General features: G+C 53.8%; 35 protein-coding genes and 1 riboswitch. Of the genes, 23 read left to right on the top strand and 12 right to left on the bottom strand.

The window, feature by feature from the left end:
• Positions 1–11 precede the first annotated feature (11 nt).
• Entirely contained in the window at positions 12–896 is an 885-nt protein-coding gene (locus KNP82_RS08920; protein ID WP_214827634.1) for a VOC family protein, read from the top strand.
• Between the two features lie 19 nt (positions 897–915).
• Here KNP82_RS08920 and KNP82_RS08915 read toward each other — a convergent pair whose 3' ends face one another.
• Both KNP82_RS08915 and KNP82_RS08910 read right to left on the bottom strand, forming a co-directional pair.
• Positions 916–2,745 carry an LTA synthase family protein gene (locus KNP82_RS08915; RefSeq protein WP_021065866.1) on the bottom strand — a complete coding sequence of 610 codons (1,830 nt, stop codon included), beginning with the start codon at positions 2,743–2,745 and terminating at the stop codon, positions 916–918.
• Positions 2,746–2,858: 113 nt separating this feature from the next.
• Complete coding sequence (locus KNP82_RS08910; RefSeq protein ID WP_214827632.1) at positions 2,859–3,257, bottom strand: VOC family protein; 399 nt, start codon at positions 3,255–3,257, stop codon at positions 2,859–2,861.
• A 93-nt stretch (positions 3,258–3,350) separates the two neighbouring features.
• Between KNP82_RS08910 and KNP82_RS08905 the strand changes: the two genes are divergently transcribed.
• Both KNP82_RS08905 and KNP82_RS08900 read left to right on the top strand, forming a co-directional pair.
• Complete coding sequence (locus tag KNP82_RS08905) at positions 3,351–3,851, top strand: YcxB family protein (RefSeq protein ID WP_165569440.1); 501 nt, start codon at positions 3,351–3,353, stop codon at positions 3,849–3,851.
• The gene (locus KNP82_RS08900; protein ID WP_214827631.1) at positions 3,833–4,297 is read left to right on the top strand and encodes a GNAT family N-acetyltransferase; all 465 of its coding nucleotides are present in this window, start codon (positions 3,833–3,835) and stop codon (positions 4,295–4,297) included. The genes KNP82_RS08905 and KNP82_RS08900 overlap by 19 nt, the downstream gene beginning before the upstream one ends.
• A 9-nt stretch (positions 4,298–4,306) precedes the next feature.
• Here KNP82_RS08900 and KNP82_RS08895 read toward each other — a convergent pair whose 3' ends face one another.
• The 3 genes from KNP82_RS08895 to KNP82_RS08885 all read right to left on the bottom strand — a co-directional run bounded on the left by KNP82_RS08895 (position 4,307) and on the right by KNP82_RS08885 (position 5,633).
• A complete protein-coding gene (locus KNP82_RS08895) occupies positions 4,307–4,573 on the bottom strand; it encodes a hypothetical protein (RefSeq protein ID WP_214827630.1) in 267 nt (88 codons plus the stop codon).
• A 63-nt stretch (positions 4,574–4,636) separates the two neighbouring features.
• The gene (gene thiW, locus KNP82_RS08890) at positions 4,637–5,125 is read right to left on the bottom strand and encodes an energy coupling factor transporter S component ThiW (protein ID WP_214827629.1); all 489 of its coding nucleotides are present in this window, start codon (positions 5,123–5,125) and stop codon (positions 4,637–4,639) included.
• Positions 5,126–5,189: 64 nt separating this feature from the next.
• A riboswitch (TPP riboswitch) is annotated at positions 5,190–5,288 on the bottom strand.
• Positions 5,289–5,312: 24 nt separating this feature from the next.
• A complete protein-coding gene (locus KNP82_RS08885) occupies positions 5,313–5,633 on the bottom strand; it encodes a hypothetical protein (protein WP_131472139.1) in 321 nt (106 codons plus the stop codon).
• 42 nt (positions 5,634–5,675) lie between these two features.
• On the opposite strand from KNP82_RS08885, the gene KNP82_RS08880 reads away from it, so the two are divergent.
• A complete protein-coding gene (locus KNP82_RS08880; RefSeq protein WP_131472141.1) occupies positions 5,676–6,644 on the top strand; it encodes an aminoglycoside phosphotransferase family protein in 969 nt (322 codons plus the stop codon).
• A 1-nt stretch (position 6,645) separates the two neighbouring features.
• Here the strand turns inward: KNP82_RS08880 and KNP82_RS08875 are convergent, their stop codons facing one another.
• Together KNP82_RS08875 and KNP82_RS08870 are read right to left on the bottom strand one after the other, a co-directional pair.
• Positions 6,646–7,392, bottom strand: coding sequence for a hypothetical protein (locus KNP82_RS08875; RefSeq protein ID WP_214755962.1), 747 nt, complete (start codon positions 7,390–7,392; stop codon positions 6,646–6,648).
• A 92-nt stretch (positions 7,393–7,484) separates the two neighbouring features.
• A complete protein-coding gene (locus tag KNP82_RS08870; protein ID WP_214827627.1) occupies positions 7,485–8,177 on the bottom strand; it encodes a hypothetical protein in 693 nt (230 codons plus the stop codon).
• Between the two features lie 98 nt (positions 8,178–8,275).
• Between KNP82_RS08870 and KNP82_RS08865 the strand changes: the two genes are divergently transcribed.
• The 12 genes from KNP82_RS08865 to KNP82_RS08810 all read left to right on the top strand — a co-directional run bounded on the left by KNP82_RS08865 (position 8,276) and on the right by KNP82_RS08810 (position 17,753).
• Positions 8,276–9,196, top strand: a complete 921-nt coding sequence (locus KNP82_RS08865) for an AAA family ATPase (protein WP_214827625.1) — start codon at positions 8,276–8,278, stop codon at positions 9,194–9,196.
• 2 nt (positions 9,197–9,198) lie between these two features.
• Positions 9,199–10,251 carry a DUF58 domain-containing protein gene (locus KNP82_RS08860; RefSeq protein ID WP_214827623.1) on the top strand — a complete coding sequence of 351 codons (1,053 nt, stop codon included), beginning with the start codon at positions 9,199–9,201 and terminating at the stop codon, positions 10,249–10,251.
• Between the two features lie 64 nt (positions 10,252–10,315).
• On the top strand, positions 10,316–10,855 hold the full coding sequence (locus KNP82_RS08855; RefSeq protein ID WP_214827621.1) for a ribonuclease FAU-1 family protein: 540 nt from the start codon (positions 10,316–10,318) through the stop codon (positions 10,853–10,855).
• Between the two features lie 49 nt (positions 10,856–10,904).
• Positions 10,905–12,032: a tetratricopeptide repeat protein gene (locus tag KNP82_RS08850; protein ID WP_214827619.1), complete on the top strand. Its 1,128-nt coding sequence runs from the start codon at positions 10,905–10,907 to the stop codon at positions 12,030–12,032.
• 10 nt (positions 12,033–12,042) lie between these two features.
• Positions 12,043–12,477 (top strand): GNAT family N-acetyltransferase, encoded by a 435-nt coding sequence (locus tag KNP82_RS08845; protein WP_214715805.1) that lies wholly within the window; start codon positions 12,043–12,045, stop codon positions 12,475–12,477.
• Between the two features lie 135 nt (positions 12,478–12,612).
• On the top strand, positions 12,613–13,047 hold the full coding sequence (locus KNP82_RS08840; protein ID WP_251128689.1) for a MarR family winged helix-turn-helix transcriptional regulator: 435 nt from the start codon (positions 12,613–12,615) through the stop codon (positions 13,045–13,047).
• Between the two features lie 35 nt (positions 13,048–13,082).
• On the top strand, positions 13,083–14,075 hold the full coding sequence (locus KNP82_RS08835; protein ID WP_131472159.1) for a ring-cleaving dioxygenase: 993 nt from the start codon (positions 13,083–13,085) through the stop codon (positions 14,073–14,075).
• On the top strand, positions 14,072–14,701 hold the full coding sequence (locus tag KNP82_RS08830) for an NADPH-dependent FMN reductase (RefSeq protein WP_029594468.1): 630 nt from the start codon (positions 14,072–14,074) through the stop codon (positions 14,699–14,701). Before KNP82_RS08835 ends, KNP82_RS08830 begins: the two co-directional genes overlap by 4 nt.
• 88 nt (positions 14,702–14,789) lie before the next feature.
• Positions 14,790–15,260, top strand: coding sequence for a hypothetical protein (locus KNP82_RS08825; protein ID WP_131472161.1), 471 nt, complete (start codon positions 14,790–14,792; stop codon positions 15,258–15,260).
• A 66-nt stretch (positions 15,261–15,326) separates the two neighbouring features.
• Positions 15,327–16,394 (top strand): saccharopine dehydrogenase family protein, encoded by a 1,068-nt coding sequence (locus KNP82_RS08820; RefSeq protein ID WP_131472163.1) that lies wholly within the window; start codon positions 15,327–15,329, stop codon positions 16,392–16,394.
• On the top strand, positions 16,391–16,891 hold the full coding sequence (locus KNP82_RS08815) for an NUDIX hydrolase (RefSeq protein WP_035385626.1): 501 nt from the start codon (positions 16,391–16,393) through the stop codon (positions 16,889–16,891). Before KNP82_RS08820 ends, KNP82_RS08815 begins: the two co-directional genes overlap by 4 nt.
• A gap of 67 nt (positions 16,892–16,958) precedes the next feature.
• The gene (locus KNP82_RS08810) at positions 16,959–17,753 is read left to right on the top strand and encodes a GNAT family N-acetyltransferase (protein WP_131472165.1); all 795 of its coding nucleotides are present in this window, start codon (positions 16,959–16,961) and stop codon (positions 17,751–17,753) included.
• A 31-nt stretch (positions 17,754–17,784) separates the two neighbouring features.
• On the opposite strand, the gene KNP82_RS08805 is transcribed toward KNP82_RS08810, so the two are convergent.
• Together KNP82_RS08805 and KNP82_RS08800 are read right to left on the bottom strand one after the other, a co-directional pair.
• The gene (locus KNP82_RS08805; RefSeq protein ID WP_214827615.1) at positions 17,785–18,570 is read right to left on the bottom strand and encodes an SDR family oxidoreductase; all 786 of its coding nucleotides are present in this window, start codon (positions 18,568–18,570) and stop codon (positions 17,785–17,787) included.
• Positions 18,571–18,654: 84 nt separating this feature from the next.
• Positions 18,655–18,969 (bottom strand): hypothetical protein, encoded by a 315-nt coding sequence (locus KNP82_RS08800; protein ID WP_214827613.1) that lies wholly within the window; start codon positions 18,967–18,969, stop codon positions 18,655–18,657.
• Between the two features lie 147 nt (positions 18,970–19,116).
• Here KNP82_RS08800 and KNP82_RS08795 point away from each other — a divergent pair, with 147 nt between their 5' ends.
• The 4 genes from KNP82_RS08795 (at position 19,117) to KNP82_RS08780 (ending at position 21,771) form a co-directional block, all read left to right on the top strand.
• A complete protein-coding gene (locus KNP82_RS08795) occupies positions 19,117–19,422 on the top strand; it encodes a hypothetical protein (RefSeq protein WP_214715791.1) in 306 nt (101 codons plus the stop codon).
• 66 nt (positions 19,423–19,488) lie between these two features.
• Positions 19,489–20,502, top strand: coding sequence for a S66 family peptidase (locus tag KNP82_RS08790; protein WP_353048052.1), 1,014 nt, complete (start codon positions 19,489–19,491; stop codon positions 20,500–20,502).
• The gene (locus KNP82_RS08785; protein ID WP_131472173.1) at positions 20,499–21,092 is read left to right on the top strand and encodes an NUDIX hydrolase; all 594 of its coding nucleotides are present in this window, start codon (positions 20,499–20,501) and stop codon (positions 21,090–21,092) included. The genes KNP82_RS08790 and KNP82_RS08785 overlap by 4 nt, the downstream gene beginning before the upstream one ends.
• Positions 21,093–21,183: 91 nt before the next feature.
• The gene (locus KNP82_RS08780) at positions 21,184–21,771 is read left to right on the top strand and encodes a GNAT family N-acetyltransferase (protein ID WP_214827611.1); all 588 of its coding nucleotides are present in this window, start codon (positions 21,184–21,186) and stop codon (positions 21,769–21,771) included.
• Here KNP82_RS08780 and KNP82_RS08775 read toward each other — a convergent pair.
• Entirely contained in the window at positions 21,752–22,216 is a 465-nt protein-coding gene (locus tag KNP82_RS08775; protein WP_214827609.1) for a GNAT family N-acetyltransferase, read from the bottom strand. The two genes, KNP82_RS08780 and KNP82_RS08775, sit on opposite strands and share 20 nt — an antisense overlap.
• 71 nt (positions 22,217–22,287) lie before the next feature.
• On the opposite strand from KNP82_RS08775, the gene KNP82_RS08770 reads away from it, so the two are divergent.
• From KNP82_RS08770 to KNP82_RS08760, 3 genes are all read left to right on the top strand, one after another.
• Entirely contained in the window at positions 22,288–23,085 is a 798-nt protein-coding gene (locus tag KNP82_RS08770) for a GNAT family N-acetyltransferase (RefSeq protein ID WP_131472177.1), read from the top strand.
• Complete coding sequence (locus KNP82_RS08765) at positions 23,085–23,264, top strand: hypothetical protein (protein ID WP_029594480.1); 180 nt, start codon at positions 23,085–23,087, stop codon at positions 23,262–23,264. The genes KNP82_RS08770 and KNP82_RS08765 overlap by 1 nt, the downstream gene beginning before the upstream one ends.
• Positions 23,265–23,432: 168 nt before the next feature.
• Positions 23,433–24,425 (top strand): M23 family metallopeptidase, encoded by a 993-nt coding sequence (locus KNP82_RS08760; RefSeq protein WP_214755972.1) that lies wholly within the window; start codon positions 23,433–23,435, stop codon positions 24,423–24,425.
• Between the two features lie 17 nt (positions 24,426–24,442).
• On the opposite strand, the gene KNP82_RS08755 is transcribed toward KNP82_RS08760, so the two are convergent.
• Both KNP82_RS08755 and KNP82_RS08750 read right to left on the bottom strand, forming a co-directional pair.
• Positions 24,443–24,922 carry a helix-turn-helix transcriptional regulator gene (locus KNP82_RS08755; RefSeq protein ID WP_029594482.1) on the bottom strand — a complete coding sequence of 160 codons (480 nt, stop codon included), beginning with the start codon at positions 24,920–24,922 and terminating at the stop codon, positions 24,443–24,445.
• A gap of 140 nt (positions 24,923–25,062) precedes the next feature.
• Positions 25,063–25,605, bottom strand: a complete 543-nt coding sequence (locus KNP82_RS08750; protein ID WP_021065899.1) for a TraR/DksA C4-type zinc finger protein — start codon at positions 25,603–25,605, stop codon at positions 25,063–25,065.
• Positions 25,606–25,661 lie beyond the last annotated feature (56 nt).

Genomic DNA, 25,661 nt, shown 5'->3' with positions numbered 1-25,661 from the left:
GAGAAAAGACTATGATTACTCAACCGATTATCCCGTGCATTTGGTTCGAAGGTGACGTTGAGGCAATTGCGGAGTGGTATGTGTCGAAGTTTCCCGATTCATTCGTCGACTATACGACGAAACTGACGGATACGCCATCAGGTGAGACGACGATTGTGACCGTCTCGCTCGCAGGACAGTTCTTTCAGCTGCTCGGGGCTGGTCCGCTGAAGGAACGCAACCCGTCCATCTCGTATATGGTCACGTTCCCGACGTCGGAAGAAGTGGAGACACTGTGGAACGAACTTATGGATGGGGCAGAGGTGCTCATGCCGCTCGACACGTATGATTTCAGTGAGCGCTACGGCTGGTTGAAAGACAAGTACGGTGTCTCCTGGCAAATCATGCATAGCGGCGGGATGGACATCCAGACGGTGACCCCATGCTTTTTGTTCGTCGGGGACGTCTTCGGCCGCGCTGAGGCGGCGATGAATGACTGGATTTCTATCTTCCCGGATTCTTACGTGCTCGAAGACCATATGATTCGTTACGAGGCGACAGACGGTCCAGAGTTGGAAGGGAAGCTCAATTACGCCCGCTTCGTCTTGTCCGGACGCGAGTTCGTCGCCATGGACAGCGCGGAGAATCATCAATTCGCCTTCAATGAGATGCAGTCGCTGATCGCATTTTGTGAGACGCAAGCCGAGATTGACGAGTACTGGGCCAAGCTGTCGGCCGTCCCGGAAGCGGAACAGTGCGGCTGGCTCCAAGACCGGTATGGTGTCTCCTGGCAAATCGTGCCTTGGGAGATGGAAGAGATGCTGACGACCGGTACAAAGGAGCAGCTGGCGCGCGTGACGCAAGCGTTCTTACCGATGAAGAAAATCGATGTCGCCGCGTTACGAAACGTCTACTGACCAAAACAAGCCGTCCCGATTATTTCGGGGCGGCTTGTTTGTCGTTTGGTGTGAAGTCGGACAGGGCGTCCTTCTCAATCATTGTATCGGATAAGCGAAGCTGTTCGGCGGCCTCGTCAATGTATGGTTCACATGCTTGAAGCGGTAAGTCATCACCGGTCTCGACCGAATAACACATGCCGCCACCGACCGGCTCTGTCAAATCCGGGACAAAATAGAGGTCGTCGTAGCGGAACGAGCCGTTCCGGAACACGGTCAAATTGGGCTCGTCGTCGAGGAGCGAATTTCCAAGCATGTACGTCGGTGTCATCCCGAGCAAATCGAGGATGGTCGGGGCCAAATCGACTTGACCGCCGCTCACCTTCACCGTCTGACCTCGTTCAAGTCCGGCCGGTTTGATGAATAACGGGACGGAGCGGTCAAGCTGGAACAAATCGACCGTGGAGTCGGCATCTGCTTTTATAGCCATCTCGTCACCGGCAGCGGTCAATCCGCTGTCGTGGTCGCCATAAAAGACGACCAAGGCGTCATCCCACGTCCCGTTGGCTTTCAGTCGTTCAATCATGAGACCGACGGCGGCATCGGTGTAGTGGACGGTATGATAATAGTCTTGGAGGAGCGGGTCCTCGTATTCCGATAGATCCAACCGTTTCTCCTCGTCCGGAATCTCATACGGCGTATGGCTCGTCAACGCGACCATGAAGGAATAGAACGGCTCGTCCAACGTGTCCAAGTGGTCGACCGATGTCGTCAGGAACTCCTTGTCGCCGACGGCCATACCGATGACCGGATCGGCCGGATAATCGTCTTGGTGGAAGAAGTGATTGTAGCCAATCTGCTCATAGAAGTTGGCACGATTCCAAAACTCCTTGTCGAACGCATGCATCGCGGCCGTATCATAGCCGGCTCGTCGTAACTGCTCAGGCAAGGCGTCAAACGTGTTCGTCGCATACTGCGTATACACCGAACCTGATTTGACGGGATAGAGCGAGGCGTTGACGGTGAATTCCGCATCAGACGTCCGTCCCTCGTGCGTCTGATGATAAAAATTCGGGAAATACAGCATCTCGTCGCGGAGCGCATTCAGATTCGGTGTCAGTTCTTGACCGTTAACCGTCTGGCCGATTACGGAAGCTTGGAACGACTCGAGTTGGACGACGATGACGTTCGTATCGGCTGTGGTCTCAACTGGTTCGGTCGCTAACGCTTCGATTTGGTTGCGCTCCCGTTCTGTCAGGTCGTCACCGAGATGAAGGGCGTCCTGAATGCCGCGGAATGCATCGAGGCCGTGATAGCCCCAAAAGCCGAGCTGATAATACTCGCGCATGTTCGAAATCGAGCTTTTCCGGTGATCTGTTTCGGCGTAATGAACGACGGTAGGGACGGTAAAGACGATGAAGCCGACAAGAAAACCGGCGACCGCCAAACGGCGACCGAGACGTTTTGGTTCCGTGATGGGGTGTCGCTTCATATAGAGGAGGACAGCCGCGTAGACGAGCAAGTCCGTGAACAAGATGAAGTCGGGCGCTTGAATCAGTGTCAGAAAGCCGCCCCCGACGTCTCCCATCTGGCCGATATCAGACAGTAGGGCGGCCGACAGCAAGTTACCGAAATAGCGGTAGTACCAGACGTCCGAGATGAGGAGCGTGCTGTGCAGAAACAGCGACGCGAACAAAATCCAGCGGCGCGTCTGTTGTTTTATGAGTAGCGCCCAACTCGTCATCATCAAGATGGTCGCTAGATTGATGAACAAAAAGCGCAGGTCGAACGCGCTCGCCGTCAACAGACTGAATAGGAACAGCTTGGCGAGGGAGAGCGATAAGTAACTCCAATAATCGAGATATTTCATGAAAGACCTCCAAACGGTACGGACAAAGTGTGTTCTCTGTCATGTACCTGTTCGAAGACGGCGAAAAACATGAGGGTGTGCGATTTTGGCAATAAAAAAAGCGAGGCAGCGCCTCACTTGATTAAGAACGTGTCCCGGAGCTCGATAATCGTGCCTTCCGGAGCTTTTAATTTACTCAAATGACCGTCAACGACGAAGTAGATGTTCCCGCCGTGCTTTGGTAGGAACGTCACGCCAATGTCCTCAAGCCGCCTTACTTCCGCTTCGAGGTCATCGACATAAAGCGCGAAGTGGACCGGTCCGGCCACGTGCTTCGAATAAGGCGACAACGTCTCGTCGACTTTTGCCGTTTGAAGCTCGATATAAAAGTCACCGAGTTTGAGCCAGCTGTTGAACGATCGGGTGTGGAAGTCGGGTGACTCTTGGACGAGCTCGAAGCCGAGCGCCTCATAGAATCGTTTGGACGCCTCGTAATCGGGCGTTTGGATGCAGAGATGGTGGATTTGTTTCATGATGTCACTCCTTTCTTTTAGTTTATCCAATCAACGTTCTGAACGGAACTTTTCTTCACGTGAGACGTATAGGACACCGAGGAGGGAATGATGATGAAAATCCAATACGAATTGACAGAAGACGACTATATCCGGTTCAACTTGAGCCATATTAAACGTTCGAAGACAGGAAAGCGGATGATTCTCTTACAGCGAATCATCGGACCACTTATCTTTTTAGGCGCTGCTTTCGTGCTGGCGACGTGGCTCCAAGAGACGGACTGGTGGCTATATGGCATATACGGGGTCGCGAGTATTCTTTGGTTCCTGTATTATCCGAAATACTTTGAACGGCATGTCCGGAAGCAGACGCGGCGTCTCATCGACGAACGCAGCAACGAAGGCATGATTGGTCCCCACACGATGGATTTGGAGGAGACTGGTCTGCGCGATTTAAATGAGTTCGGCGAGACGCGTGTGTCATGGGCAGGAATCAAGGAAGTCGTCGAGGAGGACGATTATGTGTATCTATACAACTCCTCGGTCAGCGCCTATATCTTGCCGAAGCGCGGACTGGACATGGAAGAGGTACGCCGATGGCTGCCGATACGCTGACGATTCAACTTGTCGATGACACGAACCGGGAGGCTGTTGTCGCCTTGACCGTCGCTTCTGACCAAGCTCGCTTTATCGAAACAAACGCCGAATCGCTCCGCGAGATGGAAACCGATGTCAAATATGCGTGGCAGTGCTATGCACTTTGTCGCGATGATCATCCCGTCGGCTTCATGATGATTGGGGCCGAGAACAAGGTGGAGCGTTACATCTGGCTCGATCGATTTATGATCGATGTGACAGAGCAAGGGAAAGGTATCGGTTCAACATGTTTACAACTTGCGATTCAGTGGATGCAAGAACGCTTCGATGTCGATGACCTCATCCTCAGTTTGCATCCGATGAACGAACCGGCAAAACGGTTCTATGCGAAGGGGGGATTTGTCGACAGTGGCCTGATTGATGAGGCAAACGGGGAAGAGATTTGGGTGTATCACGTTAAGTAGGGACAGCCGTCATGAGTCGGCTGTCCCTGCTTTTGTGGACGTTGTATTTTGGACAGCACTGCCCGCTTTGAAAAAGAGGACGATTGCGGCCACCCCAAAAATCGAGATGAACACGTTTTGAAGCAACACATCGACGAACATCGGCTCGCTCGAGTACGTACCCGTCGCAATCTGGGCATTCCAGCGGGTGAACGTGGCGATCCGTTCGAGCGTGTACAAGAGACCGGACATGAACAGGCAAGCGGTGGCAGTAAGCAATAGCGTTAATCGATTCAAGAGATGACCTCCCTCTATATGTTATCCTTATTTTACCATTTCCTATCGATCGAAGGAAAGTATTTATCGCTTCACCGTGAGCGGTCGCAATTGCTTGACCCGAGCCAAAACAATCCAGCCGAGCACGGCCCCAGTCACACTCGAGGCAAGGAAGGCTGGGAAGAAGAACAGCGCCCCGAACTCGCTCCCCATCAACACCTTGGCGTACGGGACGGCGACGAGCGAAGCGATGAGGCCGGTCCCGATGACTTCACCAAATGCGGCGAAGGCTACGCGGTTCGTCTTCATATAGAAGACCCCGGCCAAAAGCGCCCCAATCATACCTCCGGGAAAGGCCAAGAGCGACCCAGTACCGGTCATGACACGGACGAGTCCGGTCACGAACGCGACGAGAACGGCCCCGATCGGTCCGACGGTGACGGCGGCGATGACGTTCACCATATGTTGAATCGGATAGGCACGGGCGACACCGGTCGGAATCGAGATGAACAGGGAACCGATGACGGCGATGGCGACGAGCATCGCCATCCAAGTGAGTTGTTGAATACGCATAGATAGTCTCCTTTCAAAATGAAAACGCCACTTCTCCAAGTGGAAAAGTGGCGTGGAAAAACAGACGAATCCCACACCACTTCCCTACGCTGGTATGAGCCAGATCAGGTTCGAAGGGTCCGGCGCATGCCGTCTCAGCCCGAAGGCTCCCCTAGTGGTCGTTTATTAACATGAGTATAGCATACCGTCATTTGACGCGGTCGAGCTTTCGTGGTCGGAACGTGACATAGATGATGCCGATGAATAGGCCGTACAACAAAAGGGAGAAGACGAGATTGATCAGCCACGGGAGTGTCCCCATGAACGCGGCGACGGACGCGTTTTGAAACCAGACGAGCGAGAGCGACAGCCCGACAAAGCTGAGAACGAGCGTTGTCCAAAAGCCGACAGCTCGGCGCTTGAACAGATGCCAAACGAGCAGCCCGATGGTGAGACTGACGACGGCCGTCGCCCCTAAGTACATATACAAGATGGCATCGACCGGGTATGAGTAATATACAACGTCCATATCGTTTCCTCCTAGGAGATGATGAAAGAAAGGGTGAACAGGATGAGACAGGCAATCCCATGGCGTGACCGATCGTTTCGTGAACGGTTCGAACGATGGATTGAGGCAAACGTGCAGAATGCGAGGTGGCACGTGATCAAAGATACCGATTTGACGTACTTGCTTGTTGGCGCGCTCAATGAGGAACGTTACTACGCCAAAGCGGTGACCGATATCAGCCGCGGCGAGGCCGGATTGTCGGCGTTTCTGGCCGAGCGGCATCCAAATCTCGTCCCCGACGTCATCGCCATCGATTCAGCTCAGAATTGGCTACTCATGCGAGACATCAGCGGAGAGGTGTTACGTGCACGGCCGGACGTGAGTCGATATGAAACCGCGTTGCGCCAATATGCACAGTTGCAGCGACAAGAGATCGACCAGATTGAGACCTACTTGTCTTACGGCATCCCGGACCGCCGACCGGCCACATTGAAGGATGAAATCCAAACATATTTGCCTGAGCTCTGTGTCGGGCTCGAGCAATACAAAGCCGAGGTCATGCTCGCGCTTCAAGACGAATTGATCGCCATGTGCGATGAGCTGGCGATTGGGATGCCGATGAGTCTCGAGCACGGTGATTTGCACGGCGGCAACATCTTCTGGCGGGAACGGACGAATGATTTGTGTATCCTCGACTGGGGCGACGCGACCGTCACGCATCCGTTTTTCAGCGTGCGCGTGTTTTGGAACGCGCTGTACGACTTATTGCCGGAAGAAGACGAGGTCGCCTGGTATGAACAGATTCAAACGATGCGTACGGTTTACTTGGAAGCGTGGAGCGGCGTCGCACCCAAGGACGTACTTTGGCGTCATCTACTGATCGCCGAGGAGCTCGGTTGCGTCTATCGTGCCTTGTCGTGGCATGTGTATGTGACGAGATACCGGTACGATGTAGCTGAGTCGAGCGATAAGCCGGCGCAATGGCTCAATTTGCTACTCGAGTACCGGGACTTGAAACGACGCTTCCGATAAGTCATTCATGTTTCTCGAGTAGGTTTTCATAATCCGTCTCGCTCCAAAACAGCGGAGCAATCGACTCCGGCCCTTTGAAGATCTCACCGTCCCGGTCATAGACGATGGCATAGCCACCCTCGACCTCAAAGACGATCAAATCGGCCTTCACTTCCTTGACCCCGTTCCCAGCGATGATGACGTTCTCGAGCGGGTCACGCGCGACTTGCACGCCCCATTCGTCGAGCTCGACGATGAGTGCGGACGTATAAGCGTGACGGTTATAGAGCGCCTGAAACTCGTCTTCGGTCAAAACGACGTCCGTCGGTGGGGCACTCGTCCCATATTTCCGTTTTTCAATCTCTTCGACGAATTGAAGGAACGATGCTTCTTGCCAAAACAGCGGGGCGACCGACTCGGGACCGTTAGCGATGTCCCCGTTCTCGCTCTCATAGACGGTGGCGTACGTGCCGTCATCGAGTTTGAACGGATGAATATCGGCGTATGTATGCTGGATGCCGTCGCCGGCGATGACGACGTGCTCGAACGTCTCGCGGAACGGTTTGAGACCATCGTTCTCGAGTGCCGTCAAGAGCGGCGCTACTTTTTCGTATTGGTCGAAGACGTCCTTAAAATCTTCTCGCGTCCAAGCGGTGATGTCTTCGGACGACGGCTCATTTGTATCGGCTGGGACGATGGGTTGCTCAACGGAATCGGTGCACCCGGTCAATAAAAACACACTGAATCCGAGTAGGCCTAGGCGTTTCATCAATCAAACCTCCTAAGAAAGTTACATTTTTTTCCTGTTATCAATGAGCGTAGCATGTTTGCCAGTCATTGAGAACCCGGGTACTTTCTCGCTCAGGGTTGCCGCTTCAAGTAGCGGTCGAGTGCCTCGTGAAAGCGTTGTTGCTGCTCGAACGGGATGTCATGATCGGATGCGGGACCATAGCGAATCAGATGATAGAGCGAGGCATCGATATCTGTCAGCTCGATGCGCTCGAACCAGTCGACGACCGTCTCATTCGTCCGAAGTTTTAACTCAGGGGCGAGCGACGCGTTGAACGTGATCAGCCAATCCCTCAGTTCGATATTCGTGAGCATCGGGAACGTCCGTGCCTCAATCGATGTGTCCGCGTTGAGAGACAGTGGCGCCAAGGCATTCTGTCTACTAGAAAACGTGAATCCTTTCCCCCGTCGACGACGCAGCCATCTACGCACGCCATAGACGGTCAACCCGATGGCGGCAAGGAAGGCGAACAATGTGCCGAGTCCGCCTGGGGCATCACCATTCCCGCTACTAAATTTGAATTTGAGCATGTCTTCCTTCACTTGCCGTTCTCCATCGTTTCCCTTCTCATCGGTAGAACCCAAATCAATACCACCTTTTGGCGGTGGTGCCTCTTCTGGCTTGCCCATTTCGATCACACTGATTGGAGCAGGTGTATTGATTGTTTGGAACCAACTGAACGTCTCCTTGCTGATAAAGACGAACATCACTACGAGACAAGCTGTCACAACAAGGAACCCTATAAATCGAGATGACCACTTCATCTTTTCCCTCCTTATCGGAATGTTCAGACTATTTATTGTCTATATTACCATAAACAGGTAAAATTCGAATAAGACATCTACCAACGGAGGGGAACGAAATGGGAATCGAAGCGGTCATCAAACAGTTGAATGAAGTGTATTTGGGGAAAGGTGAAGTCGTCCGGCTCTGCTGCACGGCGCTTCTCGCCGAAGGGCACATCTTGCTCGAGGACGTACCTGGAACGGGGAAGACGTTGCTCGCCAAAGCGATCGCCGGCAGTTTAGACGGGTCATTCTCGCGCATCCAATTTACGGCCGATTTGCTCCCGTCCGACGTCATAGGGACCGACTACTTCAATATGCAGACGCAAGGATTTGACCATCGGCAAGGTCCGATTTTCGCGAACATCGTCCTGATTGATGAAATCAATCGAGCCGTCCCGCGCACCCAGTCGGCGCTGTTAGAAGCGATGGAGGAACGACAAGTGTCAATCGGCGGGAAGACGTATCCGATGCCGAAGCCGTTCTTCGTCATCGCGACGCAAAACCCGATTGAATCGGCTGGGACGTTCCCTCTTCCGGACGCCCAACTCGACCGGTTCCTCATTTCGATTCCGGTCGGCTATCCGGACGCCGCCGAAGAACGGGAACTGTTGTTGCAAGTGTTGACCGAGACCCGCAAACAAATCGAGGCCGTGACGTCACTCGCCTCGCTGCAAGAAGCGCAGGCCGAGACGAGACAAGTCGCGATCCAAGACGATGTCCTCGACTATATGCTCGGTCTCGTCCATGCGACCCGTGGCCATGCGTCCGTCGAGGTCGGGGTCAGTCCACGCGGCGCAATCGCGTTGCTCCGTGCTTGTCAAAGCTATGCCTATTTGGCCGGCCGGCTGTATGTCATCCCGGAAGACGTCAAAGCCGTGGCACCGTATGTGCTCGCCCATCGCATCACGTTAACACTTGAAGGCGGCATCAAGTCGACGAAAGCGAACGTTGTCGCGCACATTTTAGACACCGTCCCTGTACCGGTCGAGGGCTGACGATGACACTCTCCACACACGTTTGGTTACAGCGACGGTTCCTGCCCGTATATATCGTGAGCGGAGTCATGCTCGTGTTCTTCCCGTACGTCTACGGATTCGGCTATCTATGTTTCATTGTCGCGAGTGCGATTTGGATGCTGGAGCGGACGCGGCAACAACTCGAGCGGCACATCGATCTCCAGTCCACGCAATACGAAGAACTGCTGTTTGTCGGGGACGAGAGTCGGCTCGTGTTGGTGGTTGATGGGGTGGGCGAGTTGGACCGGCTCGGCCTGCCACTTCGCATTCGTTTGAAGGCGAGCTCAGGAATAAGCTTTCCGGCGCATGAGCGCCTTCCGAACGTGCTCGACTATGAGGTCGATGTCGGTCGCGCCCGCCACGAATTGGTCGTGCGCGCCGAGTATCGCGGTCCAGCCATGTTCGAGGAGTGCGTCATCGCCGTCACGCTCCCGTTTCGCCTTGGGACGTATTTGTATGAACGACCGATCGATACAGAGTGGACCGTGCTTCCATCGCTCCTGTTGCATCCACCGGTCGGGACGAAGCGGCTAGCGCTCGGGGACCGGCCGCACTTGGCGTCACCGCTTCGAAATCCGTTGCAACTAATCGGGTCGAAACCGTATGAAGGGGAACCGGTGAAGGAAATCGATTGGTATGCGACCGCCAAACTCGGACGACTGCAGTCAAAAGTATTTCAACAGACGACGCTCGATACGTTCACGTTTGCCTTGGATTTGACCGGTCCGTCCGGTTATACGCTCCATCACGACTTCGAATCGCTCATCAGCCAAACCGCCTTCGTCACATCGCGCCTGTTAAAAGAGGACTGCAAAATCGAGCTATTCTTGAATCGATTCAACGAGGATGGGACGATGTTCCATGTCCCGTTGCAGGAAGGCGAGCGCGGCATTCGATTCATTTTGCTGCAGCTGGCGACGATTCACCCGGGCAATCGCTTCATCTCGACTGACGCGTTTACCCGGATGGTGGAGCGAAAACGATTGAAACAAAGTCACCTCGTCTCGTTCAATCAACACAATCTGTACGATTGAACAGGGGAATGTCGGATTTTGGCGAACTCTTTACGTATGAATTGGGTCAAAAGGAGAGAGACATATGCCAAAACGAAAATTTGCTAATCGCCGAGACTGGGAACGGATCTTGCAACATCGCTACGCGCAAATGGAGGTACATGATGACCGTTTCTCCGGTACCGTCGCCTTATTTCAAATCGATGCGGTGCGCGCACCGCAATATAAGATGCACAAGGGAGAGGAGTTCATCGTCGCCGACGCTGGCTACGCCTGGCTCCAATATTTCCCGGACGACGAGCCGTTCGGTGTGACTGTCATGTTCAATGACCAAGGCCACATCGTCCAATGGTACATCGATATCGTCGAAGCCATCGGACATGAGGATGGGATTCCGTACATGGACGACTTGTTGCTCGATATCCTCATCTTCCCGAATGGGGATGTCGTCCGTAAAGACGAGGACGAGTTCGAGGAAGCGACGGAGGCCGGAGAACTGACGCCGGAACTCGTCGAGCGGGGCTGGCGTGACTTCCATGCGACGCTCGACCGGATTGAACGTCGGGACTTCGTCTATTTCGACTTGGCGAACGAGCATTATACCGAATTGAAGCAAAAACTTTGAACGGCCTGTTCCCTTTGGTACAGTGAAAGAAAAAACAGGGGGACGAATCATGAAAATCATCAATACCGAGACGTGGTCGCGCAAGAAGCACTACGAATTCTTCAAGGCGTTTGACGCTCCACATTTCAACGTGACGGCGAGCGTTGATGTGACGAAGTTACATACGCACGCCAAACGGACCGGCCAGTCGTTCTTTAAACTGTTCTTGTACGGTGCTGTCAAGACGGCGAACGCCATCCCGGAGCTTCGCTACCGCATTCGCGGCGACGAGGTCATCGAGCACGACGTCGTACATCCATCGTTCACCGTCATGATGGACGATGACGTCTTCAACTTTTGCACGGCGACCTATAAAGACGCGTTCCCGGACTTCATGGAAGAAGTGACGGCCCGGATGAGCGGGGCGAAACGGGAAGTCGTTGTCGGCGACGATGAGCCGGACAGTCTGCTTTACATCACGAGCGTGCCTTGGGTCACGTTCACGAGCATCAGCCACCCAACTCACGATCAGCAGCATGATACGGTGCCGCGCATCGCCTGGGGCAAATTCACGGAGACCGGTGACCGGATGACGATGCCGCTCTCGGTCCAAGCCCACCATGCCCTCGTCGATGGCGTCCATGTCGGTCGCTATTACGAGTTGTTGCAAGCGTGGCTTGATGACTTGAGTGACTTGGAAGTTCAAACCCCAGAGGAGAAAGGGCTCGACGAAGCGATTCGTCTCCGCGAGAACGGAGAGCTCGAACGGGCAAAGCAGCTGTTGCTCATGTTGCTCCGACAAGACGAGAAGAACCCACGCCTGCATGCCCATTGCGCCTGGTGTTATGACTCGCTCGGAGAAGAACGGCAAGCCGTCCCGCATTATGAACGGGCAATCCGGCTCGGCCTCGCCGGCGAAGAGCTCCGGGAGACGTATATCGGACTCGGCAGCACGTATCGGGCGCTCGGCCGCTACGAGGACGCTGAGGCGTTGTTCGCCAAGGCGATTGAACAGTTCCCAGACATCGGGGCGCTCAAAGTATTTCAAGCGATGACCCATTATAATCTCGGGCGCCACACTGAAGCGACCGGTACGTTGCTCGAACTGCTCGCAAGCCCGGAGACGGATGACAGCATCAAACGGTATCGTCGCGCCATCGCGTTTTATGCGCGTAACTTGGACGAGACATACGATTAAGGAGAACCGGATGATCACACTTCAACCGATTACAGAACAGAACTGGTATACGTGCTGTCAGCTCACTCTGAGTGACGAGCAACAAGCGTATATGGAACCGAATGCGATTTCGCTGCTGCAAGCGATGTATAAACCGACGCTGCGGGCGTATGCGATTTACGAGGACGAGACGATGGTCGGGTTTCTCATGTACAATACGGTACTCGAAGAGTTGGACGCGCGCTGGGTGTATCGCATCATGATCGACCACGCGTACCAAGGAAAAGGGATTGGACGCATGGCGACCGAACTCATGCTGGAAGAAGTAGGGCAGCTCGGCACCGAACCGATCGTCGTCGGTTACCATCCCGATAATAGGGGCGCGCATCGATTATACGAAAGCTTAGGCTTTGTCGATGAAGGCAATCGCTTCGGGCGGGAGATGGCGGTCATTCGGCGCAGATGAAAAGACGAGGCAACTCGTCTTTTATTTTTTTGAGACAAATTGATTGACCCATCAAACTTACCGTGTTATATTTATCTCGAATTAAAGATAATGAAATTTAAAGTATTGTTTTCTCTCAGCAGAGGAGGGGAACACATGGAAGAACGACAAACGTTAAAAGCAATCACGGTGTTGCTTCGGGCCTCACAGTCGATTCAAGACGTGGTCAAGCAAGAGGTTGCCGAGTACGGGCTGAACCCGACCGAGTTCTCGGTGCTCGAACTGCTGTATCATAAAGGCGATCAACCGATTCAAACAATCGGCAAAAAGGTATTATTGACGAGCGGGAGCATGACGTACATCGTCGATCGGCTCGAAGCGAAAGGCTACTTGATTCGCAAAGCCTGTCCGAGCGATCGGCGCGTCACGTATGTGGCGCTTACTGAAGAAGGGCAGGCACTCATGTCGCGCATCTTTCCGGCCCATGAACAACGAATGGACGAGCTGTTCGACGGCCTCGATTTAGCAAATACAATTACTCAATTGAAGACAGTCGGCAAACGCGCCGAAGCGTCAAAAAAATTTAACTGATTATCTCGAAATCAAGATTTTAAGGAGCGATTCGAATGAACCATGTAAAAGGAATTCACCACGTGACGGCGATTACGAGTAGCGCCGAGAAGAACTATGACTTCTTTACGAACGTCCTCGGAATGCGCCTCGTCAAAAAGACGGTCAACCAAGACGACATTCAGACGTACCACTTATTTTTCGCCGATGACAAAGGCAGCGCTGGAACAGATATGACGTTCTTCGATTTCCCTGGCATCCCAAAAGGCGTGCATGGGACGAATGAAATCGCCAAGACGTCGTTCCGCGTCCCGACCGACGAGGCGCTCACGTATTGGGAACGTCGCTTCGACCGCCTCGGCGTGAAGCATGAAGGTATCACCGAGCAGTTCGGCAAGAAGACGCTCGCGTTCGTCGACTTCGACGAGCAGGCGTACCAGCTCATCTCAGATGAGTTCAACGTCGGTGTCGCGTCAGGCGAGCCGTGGCAAAACGGCCCGGTCCCGCTCGAGTACGCCATCACGGGTCTCGGTCCAATCTTTATCCGCATCGCGGATTTTACGTATTTCAAACAAGTGATGGAGCAAGTCATGTTGTTCGAAGAAATCGGACAAGAAGGCGATGCGCATCTCTTTGAAGGAGGTGAGGGTGGAAACGGGGCGCAAGTCGTCGTCATTCATGACGAGACGTCACCAGTCGCGCGCCAAGGGTTCGGAACCGTGCATCACGTCGCTTTCCGTGTCGATGACCGCAGTGTCCTCGATGAATGGACGGCACGATTGCAACAGTTCGGGTTACCGACATCAGGCTATGTCGACCGCTTCTTCTTCGAATCGTCTTACGCACGGGTCGCGCCGCAAATCCTGTTCGAATGGGCAACGGACGGACCAGGGTTCATGGGCGATGAACCGTATGAGACGGTCGGTGAGAAATTGTCACTCCCGCCGTTCTTAGAACCGAAGCGGGAACAGATTGAAGCGATGGTTCGACCGATTGATACGGTCAGAAGTACAAAAACGTTTGAGAAAGAATATGAGGGCATGAAATGAGCTTTTTAAATCGTTTGTTCGGTAAACAAGAAGAACCAACCAACTCACAAGGGGGAACTAACATGTTGAAAATTGGAATCGTACTCGGATCTACTCGTGAAGGACGCGTCAGCCCGCAAGTCGGAGAATGGGTGAAAGAAATCGCGAACAAACGCGGTGACGCTAACTATGAAATCATCGATATCGCAGACTACAGCCTCCCGCTTCTCGGCGAGCCAGGCGGCGACGCAACAGGTGCCGCGGCATGGTCTGAGAAAATCGCGGAGATGGACGGCTTCGTCTTCATCGTCCAAGAATACAACCACTCGATCACAGGTGCGCTCAAAAACGCCCTCGACTACTTACGCAACGAATGGCATAACAAAGCAGCCGGTATCGTCTCATATGGTTCGGTCGGCGGCGCACGTGCGACAGAACACTTGCGTGGTGTCTTGAGCGAGCTCTTGATCGCTCACGTCCGTGTCCACCCAGCGCTCTCGCTCTTCACAGACTTCGAGAATGGGACACATTTCGCACCGAAAGACGTTCAAGTCCAATCGGTCAACGACATGCTCGATCAGCTCGTCCCATGGACAGAAGCGATGCAGACGGTCCGTTCGAAAGCGGCAGAAGCTGCGAATAACTGATGACTCGACCAGCCTTTTCACGAGGCTGGTTTTTTTGTGCGCTTTTTAGTCGGGTCGTGTAGAGTGAGAGGGGAAGAGGAGGATGGACATGTGGACTAGAAAAATCATCGCGGCGTCACTTACGACCCCGGTTTATTCGTTCTTGTTGGCATGTTGGGTCGTCATCCCGCAATATCCGGATAGCGGAGGGATAGCGGACACGGTGAACGGGCTTCTCATGTTGACGGCCACCTATTTGTCAGTCAGTTTCCCGGTCATCGTCACGTATGGGGTGTTGACATCAGTGTTCAGCGACTGGGTGGCACGCCGAATGTCGATGCGGTTCGAGCCGCTCGTCTCGTTTGGCTTACATATCGGGTTCGGACTTGTTTTGCTCTGGCTTGGTGCAGGAGCGGCAGTTTTATATTGGATGATTGACCGCTACTTGTCGCATAAAGACTGTCGATTCGAAACGAGACAGGCTTGGTCGAGTCTCATCATCCCAGTCGGTGTCGTAGTGGCGGCTTTTGGCATCGTCTATTTGGGCGGTGTGATGCAAGACGTGATGCATCGTTTATAAGGGTGAAAGTTGGCAGGATAGGGAACAAAGAAAAGACATGTTTGCAGAGTTGAAGGAGGAATCGTGATGAAATGGATGATTTATGGGGCGAACGGATATACAGGCGAACTGATTGCCCGTCAAGCGGTGAAACAAGGGATGACACCGGTGCTCGCGGGTCGGCGTGCGGACGCGATCGCCAAGCTCGGGGAGGAGCTCGGGTGCGAGACGCGCGTCTTCAACTTGTCGCTTGATAAGGCGACACGCCAATTGGAAGACATCGACCTCGTGTTACACTGTGCCGGACCGTTCGCCGATACGAGTCGGCCGATGGTCGAGGCGTGTCTCGCCACGAAGACACATTACTTGGATATTACCGGGGAAATCGAGGTGTTCGAATACATCCACTCGAAGAAACGGGCTAAGCTCGCACAAGAAGCAGGCGTGTTGCTCTGTTCGGGTGTCGGATTCGACGTCATTCCGACCGACTGTGTGGCCCGGAAGCTGAAAGAGCTGATGCCGGACGCGACGAATCTCGCACTCGGTTTCTCGGCCGCCGCCGGTATCTCGCGCGGGACGCTGAAAACAGCAATCCGTGGGCTAGGGTCGAGCAGTGCCGAACGAAAAGATGGCGAATTGACACCGTTCCCGCTGGGCGAGAAACGTCGTCACATCGATTTCGGACGCGGCAAGAAAACGGCCATCGCCATTCCATGGGGAGACGTCTCGACCGCCTATTATACGACGGGCATTCCGAACATCACGACGTGGGTCCCGGTCCCTACGGCTTACGCTTACGGGGCGCGTCTTTTGTCTTGGTTCAGTCCGATTCTCGGCAGCGACGCGGTGCAAGGGAAACTGCTCCGTTATGTTGATGAACATGTGAGCGGACCGGACGAGTCAGAACGGGAACGCTCCTCGACGTATGTCTGGGGCGAAGCGACGAACGCCTCAGGACGTAAAGTGATCGTCCGCATCAAGACGGCGAGCACATATGCCTTTACCGTGTACGGGGCGCTTGAGGTCGTGTCACGACTTGTCAGTTCAGGCCGCGTCATCCCTGGCAGCTTCACACCGGCGATGCTGTTCGGATCACACTTCATCGAAGAGATTGAAGGGTCATCCTCGTTTGTCGTTGACGAGGTCCGGCTTTGAGTGAGCAATGGGATTTAGTCGACGGAGAGCGGCGTCCGCTCGGCAAAACGCACGTGCGCGGCGAACAGTTAGCAGTGGACACGTATCATACCGTCATCGAGGTGTTCACGTTTGATGTGAACGGAAACGTGTTGCTCTCGCAACGCCATCCAGGCAAGACGCACCCACTTCTTTGGGAAGGGACGGGTGGTTCCGTTCTTGCCGGTGAAACGAGCCGTGACGGTGCCATTCGTGAACTTGGTGAAGAGATTGGTCTCTGGATCGAACCTGACCAGTTGGAGTGGGTGGCGACGTTACGCCGCGAGACATATTTTCTAGACCTGTATCGCTATCAAACCGATACTCCGCTGCAACTTGATGACTTGGTGCTTCAGGAAGACGAAGTCGTAGCGGTTCGTCTCGTCGATTGGTCAGAATTGATGGCCCTGGATGATCTCGTCCCATCTGTCCGGGAACGGTTACTTCGATTTGAGTCAGACTTGCGTCTCGCCTTGTAACGGAATCACAATCTGTTCGCAATCGAAGTGTGGTAAACTCAGGGGAGATTAGTGGGGAGGGAACGAGATGAGACGCTTAGAACTAGCCAGGCGGATCGAACGCATCAAAGCGGAAGGGACGTCTGCCTATATTCGGCATCGGAAACAGTCCCCTCCCTATGAAGGTTCGGAATTGATTGTCGAAAACAAAGGCCACGTCTTTCGGATGGGCAATACGAGTTTTGCGGTCGGCTTCGGTTTGAATCGACCGACCAGTTTTTACGATTTGCACCAGATGGAGAAATGGGTACGCGGCAAGAACGTGTCCCGCCTACATATCGAGGTTTGTCCGCTCGCGGACATGTCACTCATTCGGTTGCTCCAAGAGCGAAACTATACGCTCGACCACTTCCTGGACGTGTGGTTGCTCGACGTGAACACGTTCGTATTCCCGGATATGGAGCATGCGGTCGAACGCGTGCACGCCGATAACGTGAACGAGTGGGCTCGAGCCATCGCGGCCGGCTTTGCCGAGACTGGGACGGTCATGCAAGAGACGATTGATACCGCGAAAGGCTTCTACGCGTTACCCGAAAACCAGGCGTTTCTCGTCCGCGAAGGTGAGATGGCCGTCGCCGGTGGGATTCTTGCCGTCCAGGACGGAATGGGCGAACTGTTTTTGACGAGCACGATTCCCGCTTATCGGGGCAGAGGCTATCAGACACAGCTCATCTTGGAACGGATTGCGGCCGCAAAAGCAGCCGGTTGCCAGTACGTGACCGTGACGACGAAAGTCGATACGGCCTCGGGACGGAACATGGAGCGCTTAGGATTCATTCCGTTTTACCAGAAAGCCGTCATGAAAAGCCCAATTCTCAAATAAACAGGTCGCCCCGCGGGGCGACCTGTTGTTGTTAAAGTAATGATTCGGCACCGTCGACGTACACCTCAGAGCCGGTGACGTGACTCGACATGTTGCTCGCGAAGAACAAGACGACGTCCGCGACTTGTTTGGCCGTGCCGGATTTCCCGGCCAACGGTTGATTTCCTTCCGGATACTCGATCGGGATGACGATTTCTTCGAGCAAGGCGTCATCGCGATTCGTCGAGTCATCGATGTTCGTGTCGATGGCCCCCGGGCAAATCGAGTTGACGCGAATGCCGAATTGGGCGAGCTCGGCTGCTGCCATTTTGGCGAATCCGGTCTGGCCGGCTTTCGTCGTCGCATAGCCGCTGAACCCAAAGTTTTTGAAGTAACGGTTTCCATTGATGGACGACGTGATGATGACACTGCCACCTCGTTCTTTTAAATGAGGGATGGCATGTTTCACCGTCAAGAACGTGCCCGTCAAGTTCGTCTCGACGACACCGTTCCAATCTTCGAGCGACAAGTGCTCGATTGGTGTGATCGTGCCGTTTCGTCCTGCGTTCGCGAAGACGATGTCGACGCGGCCGAAACGTTCAACCGTCTGCTCGTACGCTTGTTTCATCTCGTCTTCGTTCCCCACATCGGCACTGATGCCGATGGCACGCTCTTCTCCAATCAGAGTCGCAAGTTGTTCCGCGTCTTCTAAGTTCAAATCGACGATGGCGACTTTCGCCCCGGCTTGGACGAACCGGATGACGGTGGCACGTCCGATTCCAGATGCCGCGCCAGTGATGAAGGCGACCTTCCCCGATAACAATGTATTTGAAATCATTCAATTCGCTCCTTTCAGCTTCCTGTTCTCATATTCCACCGTTCTATGAAACCTAAGCCCGTTTTCTGAAAAAAGGTGAAACACTCAATCGGGTTGAACGTGAATCGATACCGCGATTTTCAACTTGGCGTCGCGATCGAGTTCGACCGTGACGACTTGTCCGACCTGGAGTTGTTGCACATCGCTCGCTTCTCCTGTCACTTTCGTTCGTTCGTTGATTAATATTGTCTGCAACGTTAACTCGTCGTCTGACAAGTCATGTGGTCCAATCATCAGCTGTGGGATGTCAATCTGTTCGATTCGACCCTCGATTTGATGGTCGTCCCATGTGCTGATCCAATAAACAGCAACTAAAAAAAGACCGATAAATGCCAGAGCAAAGATGAGTCGGGTTCTCATGGTGTTCCTCCTCTGTGCGATTCCGGTACGATGGTTTCCAATAGTTATTTACCCGGTTTGCAGGAATTCTATAGTGTCTTTTTGACAGGATTTTCAATTGTTGACGCGGAATAAAACAAGACAATTTGAAGAGTGGAGGCGCTGAGGATGGTTCTAATCGGAATGATTGGATTAATCGTTTTAGGATTGGTGGCATTCGGCTGGTGGACAATCGGGTTTCCACGGCGACGGATGTGGGGTGGCGTATTGCTACTAGGCGTGGCTTTGCTTTTTTCGCCACTGTTGCTCGTCGTGAGCGGGGAACGCTTCGGATTTGACGGCATCGTCGCGGGACTGGTCGGGTTGTCCTGTGTCATCGGAGGCGGTTTCTTCTTTCTCACACTTGGTTGGACCGGACGGCCGCAGAAAATCCGAAAAGCACGGACCCTTTCGGAAGACCCTGATTTGTTTTGAACTAGGTTGTCATCCGACTCTTGAAACTCGTACAGTGAAGGCATCGCACTTGATGGAGGGATGACTGTGTTAACGAAGAAGCACCCCCCGGCGCTACGACCGGGAGACACGATTGGAATCATCACACCGTCGTTCCCGGCACCGGCACGGTTCCCGGAACGATACACGCGCGGAATCGAACAACTGAAACGGATGGGATTCATCGTTCAGGAAGGCTCATGCACGCATCGTTCGGAAGGATATCGCTCGGCCTCGATTCAAGAACGGGCCGAAGAGGTCAACGCGCTATTGCGTGACCCGGACGTCAAAGCGATCATCAGTACGATTGGCGGGACGAACTCAAATTCGCTCTTACCGTATATCGATTATGAAGCGTTGCGACGTCAGCCGAAAATCATTATGGGCTATAGCGATGTCACGGCGCTCCTCCTCGCTTGTTATACGCAGACGGGAGTGACGACATTTTACGGTCCGGCCATCGTCCCGTCGTTCGGAGAGTACGAGACGATGTTCGCCGACGGGGAACGTTACGTGCGAGAGGTGCTCGGTTTAGAACGGACGGCACCGTATACGCTCGATGTGCCCCGAGAGTGGACCGAGGAGATGATCGATTGGTCGACCCAGGACCGGGAGAAGACGTTCCGTCCAAATGACGGATGGCTAACCCTTCGAGACGGACAGGCCCGCGGCAAGCTGATTGGTGGGAACATGAACACGATGACCGGCTTTTTGAAGTCTGATTATTTCCCTGATGTGACCGGTGCGATTCTCTTTTTAGAAGACTCGTTCAAGACGATGGCGGACGAGGAGCGTTCCCTCAGCATGCTCAAGCTCGCCGGGGTGTTCGACGTCATCAGCGGTCTCGTCATCGGAAAGCATGAACATTTCGATGCGGCCGGCGCGCCGTTTTCATTTGAGGACTTGTTGCTCGAAGTGCTCGGAGACGTCGACTTCCCGATTTTGACGAACGTCGATATCGGGCATACGTTCCCGTCCCATGTGTTTCCGATTGGCATCGAGGTTGAACTTGACGCGACGGCGGGAACGATCACATTTTTAGAGAACGGGGTGACGTCATGATCGAGTTCATTACAATCGTCGACCACCGTCGGAAGAAAATCGGATTGAAATCACGGGCAGACGTTCATCGGGACGGGGATTGGCATGAGACGTTCCACTGCTGGATGATGGATTACGACCGCCTCTTATTACAGCTTCGCAGCGATACGAAGGCGGACTTCCCCGCGTTGTTCGATATCACGGCCGCCGGGCACTTGACCGCTGGGGAGACCGTTCGTGACGGGGTGCGCGAGATTCAAGAAGAGTTAGGACTCGAATTGACGTTCGATCAACTGACCCCGCTCGGCGTCTTCGAAGACGTCATCGAGACGGATACGTTTTTAGACCGCGAGTTCGCCCATACGTATGTCTATGCGTATGATGGCGAAGCGTTCACGTTGGACGAAGCGGAAGTGGCCGATGTCGTCTCGGTCGAGATCACGGCGCTGCACGCACTTATTGACGGGACGCAGTCTGAGATGGAGACAACATCGGTCATCTCGGGAGAGACACGGGTCGTGACGAAACGCGATCTCGTACCACACCCGACCAACTATTGGGAGCAAGTGCTGGCGGGTGTAAAAACCGCTCAAGAGGAACGCCATGATTGAATTCCTATGGCAACTGCTTCACGTCGTGCTGGTGGTCGGGATGGGCGGCTTGCTCATTTGGTGTTTTCGTAAGTAAAGAGGGGGAAGAAAGATGGAGACAGGACCAGACACAATCCCGCTCGGCGTGGAGACGGCGCGTCTGTATTTACGGGCACCGCTCGCCGATACGGATGCGCGTGTCGTTAACGAGTCGATTCGGAGATCGCATGAAGAGTTGAAGCGATGGCTCCCGTTCGCGCAAGACGTACCGACGTTGTCTGAGACGGAAGCGAATTTACAACGGGCGCAAGAATTGTACGGAACAGGCGAAAGTTTCCGGTATCTCATCTTTTTACGGGAGACGGGGACGTTCGTGGGGACGGTCAGCCTGTTCGGGATTGATTGGGACGTCCCGAAAGCGGAAATCGGGTATTGGCTCGATTCGACGCATACCGGTCGTGGCTATATGACGGAAGCGGTCGAGGCGGTCGTCCGTTTCGGTTTCGCCCAGTTCGATTTCAAACGGATCAAGATTCGCTGCGAGTCGACAAACGAAGGCAGTCGCTTGATTCCGGAACGGCTCGGCTTTCAGCTAGAAGGCATGCTCCGGAACGAAGACTTGTCCGCTGATGGGATGCGACTGACGGACACGGCCGTGTATGGCCTGTTGCCAGGCGAACTTAGACCGTTAGCGACATGATGCGCTGCGGGCCGATGGGGCCGTCGATTCGGCGCTTCGTGTCGATGAAGCCGACCGTCTGATAAAGGGAAAAGGCGGCTTCGTTTTTCAGATTGACCGATAGCACGACCTCGTGTTTATGAGGGAAGTGGGCTCGTACATAGTTCGGCAACTGGTGGAGTGCCGCTTTGGCATGGCCGTTCCCTTGCGCCGAATGGTTGATCGAGAACATCGAGAGCAACAACGCGTCGTCTGCCTCTGTATACGAGGCGACCCGTTCCGTATCGTGGAGCAAAAAGAAGCCGACGGGTTCCTCGGCCACGATGACGATAGGATGAATCCCGTCTAAGAGGGGGGAATCGAGGTCAATCGGGAGTGTCGTATATTTTTCTTGATCGAGCGGTAACGTGAATGTGTTCAAGATGGGCCAATGGGCCTCTCGAAGTGGTTCGAGTCTCGTCGTCATGATGAATCCTCCTCCATGATTAGCTGTCTCCACCAGTATACCGAAATATAAGTGAAGGGAACGAACACGTGATGCATCCAGTGATTTCTTATGTCCAACATCCACCGCTCCAAGATTTGTATCGAGCCTTCATGGACGGCTTTTCCGATTACATGATTCGCTTTGACATGAATGAGGCCCAGTTCGAGGCCGTTTTCCTCGTCCGCGATCAAAACCAGCCGACGCGTTCCGTCGTCGCCTATACGGACGGTCGGCCTGTTGCCGTCATGTTGAGCGGCGTGGCGCACCTCGATACGGGATGGGTCACTCGTTGCGGCGGCTTGGCCGTCGCCCCTGATTACCGACATCTCGGCATCGCGCACGAATTGATGCGACAGTTCGATGAACAGGCGACGGGGAAGCGTCTGCTCGAGGTCATTCAAGGGAACGATCCCGCGCTCGCCCTCTATGACCGACTCGGGTACCGTGTCGTCCGAGAGATTATGTACTTTCAATCCGTACCGACCGAGACGAACGCGACACGGGAACCGGCACCGATCCTTGAACTGTTCGATACGTATTATCCGGCAGCGGGGCACACACCGATTTGGCAAGTCGATGTCCGCACAACGCAACAACAGACCGAGCTCGTGCGAGTGAGGGAAGGCGAGACGAGCGGAGCACTGCTCTTCCGGGGCAGTCTGTTGCTGGATGTGTTCGGTCGCGACGAGGACGCCGAATGGTTATTGCGTGCGGCCGCGGCTGAAGGACCGATTCGCCTGACGTTGACGTCGGATCGCCCGGCGTTGCTCTCGGCAGCGCGACAGCTCGGGTTCGTCCAGGACGAGATTGCTCAATTCGAGATGATCAAGCCCGGGATAGAGACGTAATGCGCGTCCTGTTGCCTGTCCTCATGCTCGGTCTGATCGTCGGGAACTTGTTCACGATTCTCGGTCTGACGACGAACCTGCCATCTGGCCTCGATCGACTCTTTTTGTTCGGCGGACCGGCGCTGACCATCCTGGCTGCCGTTAGTATCATCGTCATCGTCCTACAACGGAGGCGATGATGTGAAATTTCAATGAAGTTTATGGATGGCGAGTTCACTGTTTTGATATGTTCGACATACAAATGAAATGCTTCATATATTGAACTTTTCAGACGTGGATGCTATATTCGCACTTGTAGCTTTTTAATCAAGCTAGCGAATCATCCAATCTGGAGGTTTTATCAATATATGTGGAAACAACTACTCGTCACCGTCGGTACAGGCGTCCTGATTCTATCAGGGACTTCAGCTGTATCCGCGGATCAAATTACCCCGCAAGACCTCGTCAAGACGACGAAATCGCTTCAACAGACCGAACAACGGATTCAAACGTCGAAACAATCGGTCGCCAAAGCCAAACGTCACGTCGAAACGATCGATCAGAGCGCGAAAGCAATCGATCAGAAGATTGAGCAGACCAAATCAAAACTCGCGTCATTCGAGACGGCATTGAATCCGGAGACAGCTGACAAGTCTCTATTCAAACAAGTATTGTCAACCGTGCTCCCGAGCGCCAAGGCAGAGGCGGCGGAGTCTGAAGAGACGAAGCGTGATTTGCAAGCCAAACAAGCTGAGACGAAACAATCATTAAAAGCGCTTGAGAGCAAACGGGCGGACGTGAAAGCAGAGCGACAACAAGCCCGCTCGGCTCACGTGGCTGCCTATAAGCAGTTGAAAGGGCAAGCGGCCCAATTGAAAGACTTGAAGCAACAAACGGCGGCGCTTGCGCCTGACAAGTTTATGATGCCAGCGACCGGACGTCTGTCACAAGGTTACGGACCGGCAAGCGGCCAGTTCGGATATACGTTCCATAACGGGCTCGATATCGCGGCGAACGTCGGCACACCGATTTATGCGGCGGCGGCTGGGACGGTCACGGACGTCAAATCAGGCGGCCCGTATGGGAAACACGTCTTCATCGAGCATGAAATCGATGGTCAAAAGTGGACGACGGTCTACGCCCATATGCATAAAATCGAAGTGAAGACAGGCCAGACGTTGCTCCAAGGCGAAGGCATTGGCCAAATCGGCAACACGGGCAACTCGTCAGGTCCGCACCTCCATTTCGAAGTGCATCAAGGAGAATATGCTTATTCATCAAGTTCGGCCGGCAACACGGTCAACCCGATGGATGTCGCCGAAGTGCTCGGTGGCGCGTCGCCCATCAAAGCGACGTATTGACGCAACGATTCGTTGCGTCATTTTTTTGTGTCTCCCTTCTCATCATGGGTCGCGCGCAGTTCGATTAATTTCCGGAACGCCTCGTCACGGTCGAACGTACTGAACCAGCGGAAGTCGTCGTGGTCGAGAATCCGGTAATGTTGACTGACCATATTCTGTTGAATCCGGTATTTCCCTTGATGCTCAATCGTCGTCCACCAGACGTGTCCGCCCAACGTTTTCGTCGCCAGGCTCGGGTCGGTATGGGCGACGAGACGAATGAACTCGATTGGTTGATCCCCAATCAACGAATGGAGATATGGGCTTTGATTGAATAGAGCGCAGATGGCGACCGTCGTCGTCCAGTTCGCGTTCAGACGTCGCTTCTCGATTTGAATCAACGTTTTTTTCGAGATGCCGACGAGCGTACATAGTTCTTCTTGCGATAATCCTTGCTCGGTACGAATCAGTTTGAGCTTGCTTGAAATCAGTTCGGAAAACGTTTCTTTTGTATGCATACCTGCTCCTAAAGTGTATTTTTACACAGTGTATCACGCGGTATAGAAAGATGGAAGATATCGGATGAAGAAGGGCGTTTCCTCGAGCCATCAAAAAAGCGAAAGGAGAGGGACTCCTTTCGCTCGGTCACTGACTGATGTTATTCACGTGTCGGGTCATGATTGCCCTCGCTATCGGCAATCGTGTCCGAACTCCCGAAATCTTCGACTTGGCTGAACGCATCCGTGCTTTGACCTGGTTCGTCGGTCCCATCGAGTTGTTTCCGGGCAGCCGTCTCAGATGGATTGAGCACGTCCTCTTCGACCGGACGTTCGCGGTCGGTCAAGTGCTCGTTCTCTTCTTGCTCGCGCGCGTGCTGGATGCAGAGCGTCGCCTCAGGGATGATTTCAAGACGGTCCAACTCGATGTCTTCGCCGCACACCTCACATTTTCCATACGTCCCATTCTCGATGGCGAGCAACGCCTTGTCGACGTCACTCAAGAACTCTTCATCGAGCTCAGTTAGCGCTTGGTCGCGTTCGCGCAAGAATAATTCTTCTCCTGAGTCTGCCGGATGGTTATCGTAGTGGGACAGTTCCCCTTCGTCATATACTTCTTCCCGATTTTCCATATATCCTTCGGTCTTCGCTTTCTCTTTTAATAGACGTTCTTTGAACGTATCAATCTGCTGTTGTGTCAACATGCGGTCCACTCTCCAGTTCTGATTTCATTAATATTAGCATTTCCCATTTTGCGACG

It is taken from the genome of Exiguobacterium sp. s26 (assembly GCF_018618235.1).
In the GTDB taxonomy this organism is placed as follows: domain Bacteria; phylum Bacillota; class Bacilli; order Exiguobacteriales; family Exiguobacteriaceae; genus Exiguobacterium; species Exiguobacterium chiriqhucha.
Note: the sequence above shows the minus strand (reverse complement) of the source record. Positions and strands in the feature narration are given on the sequence as shown.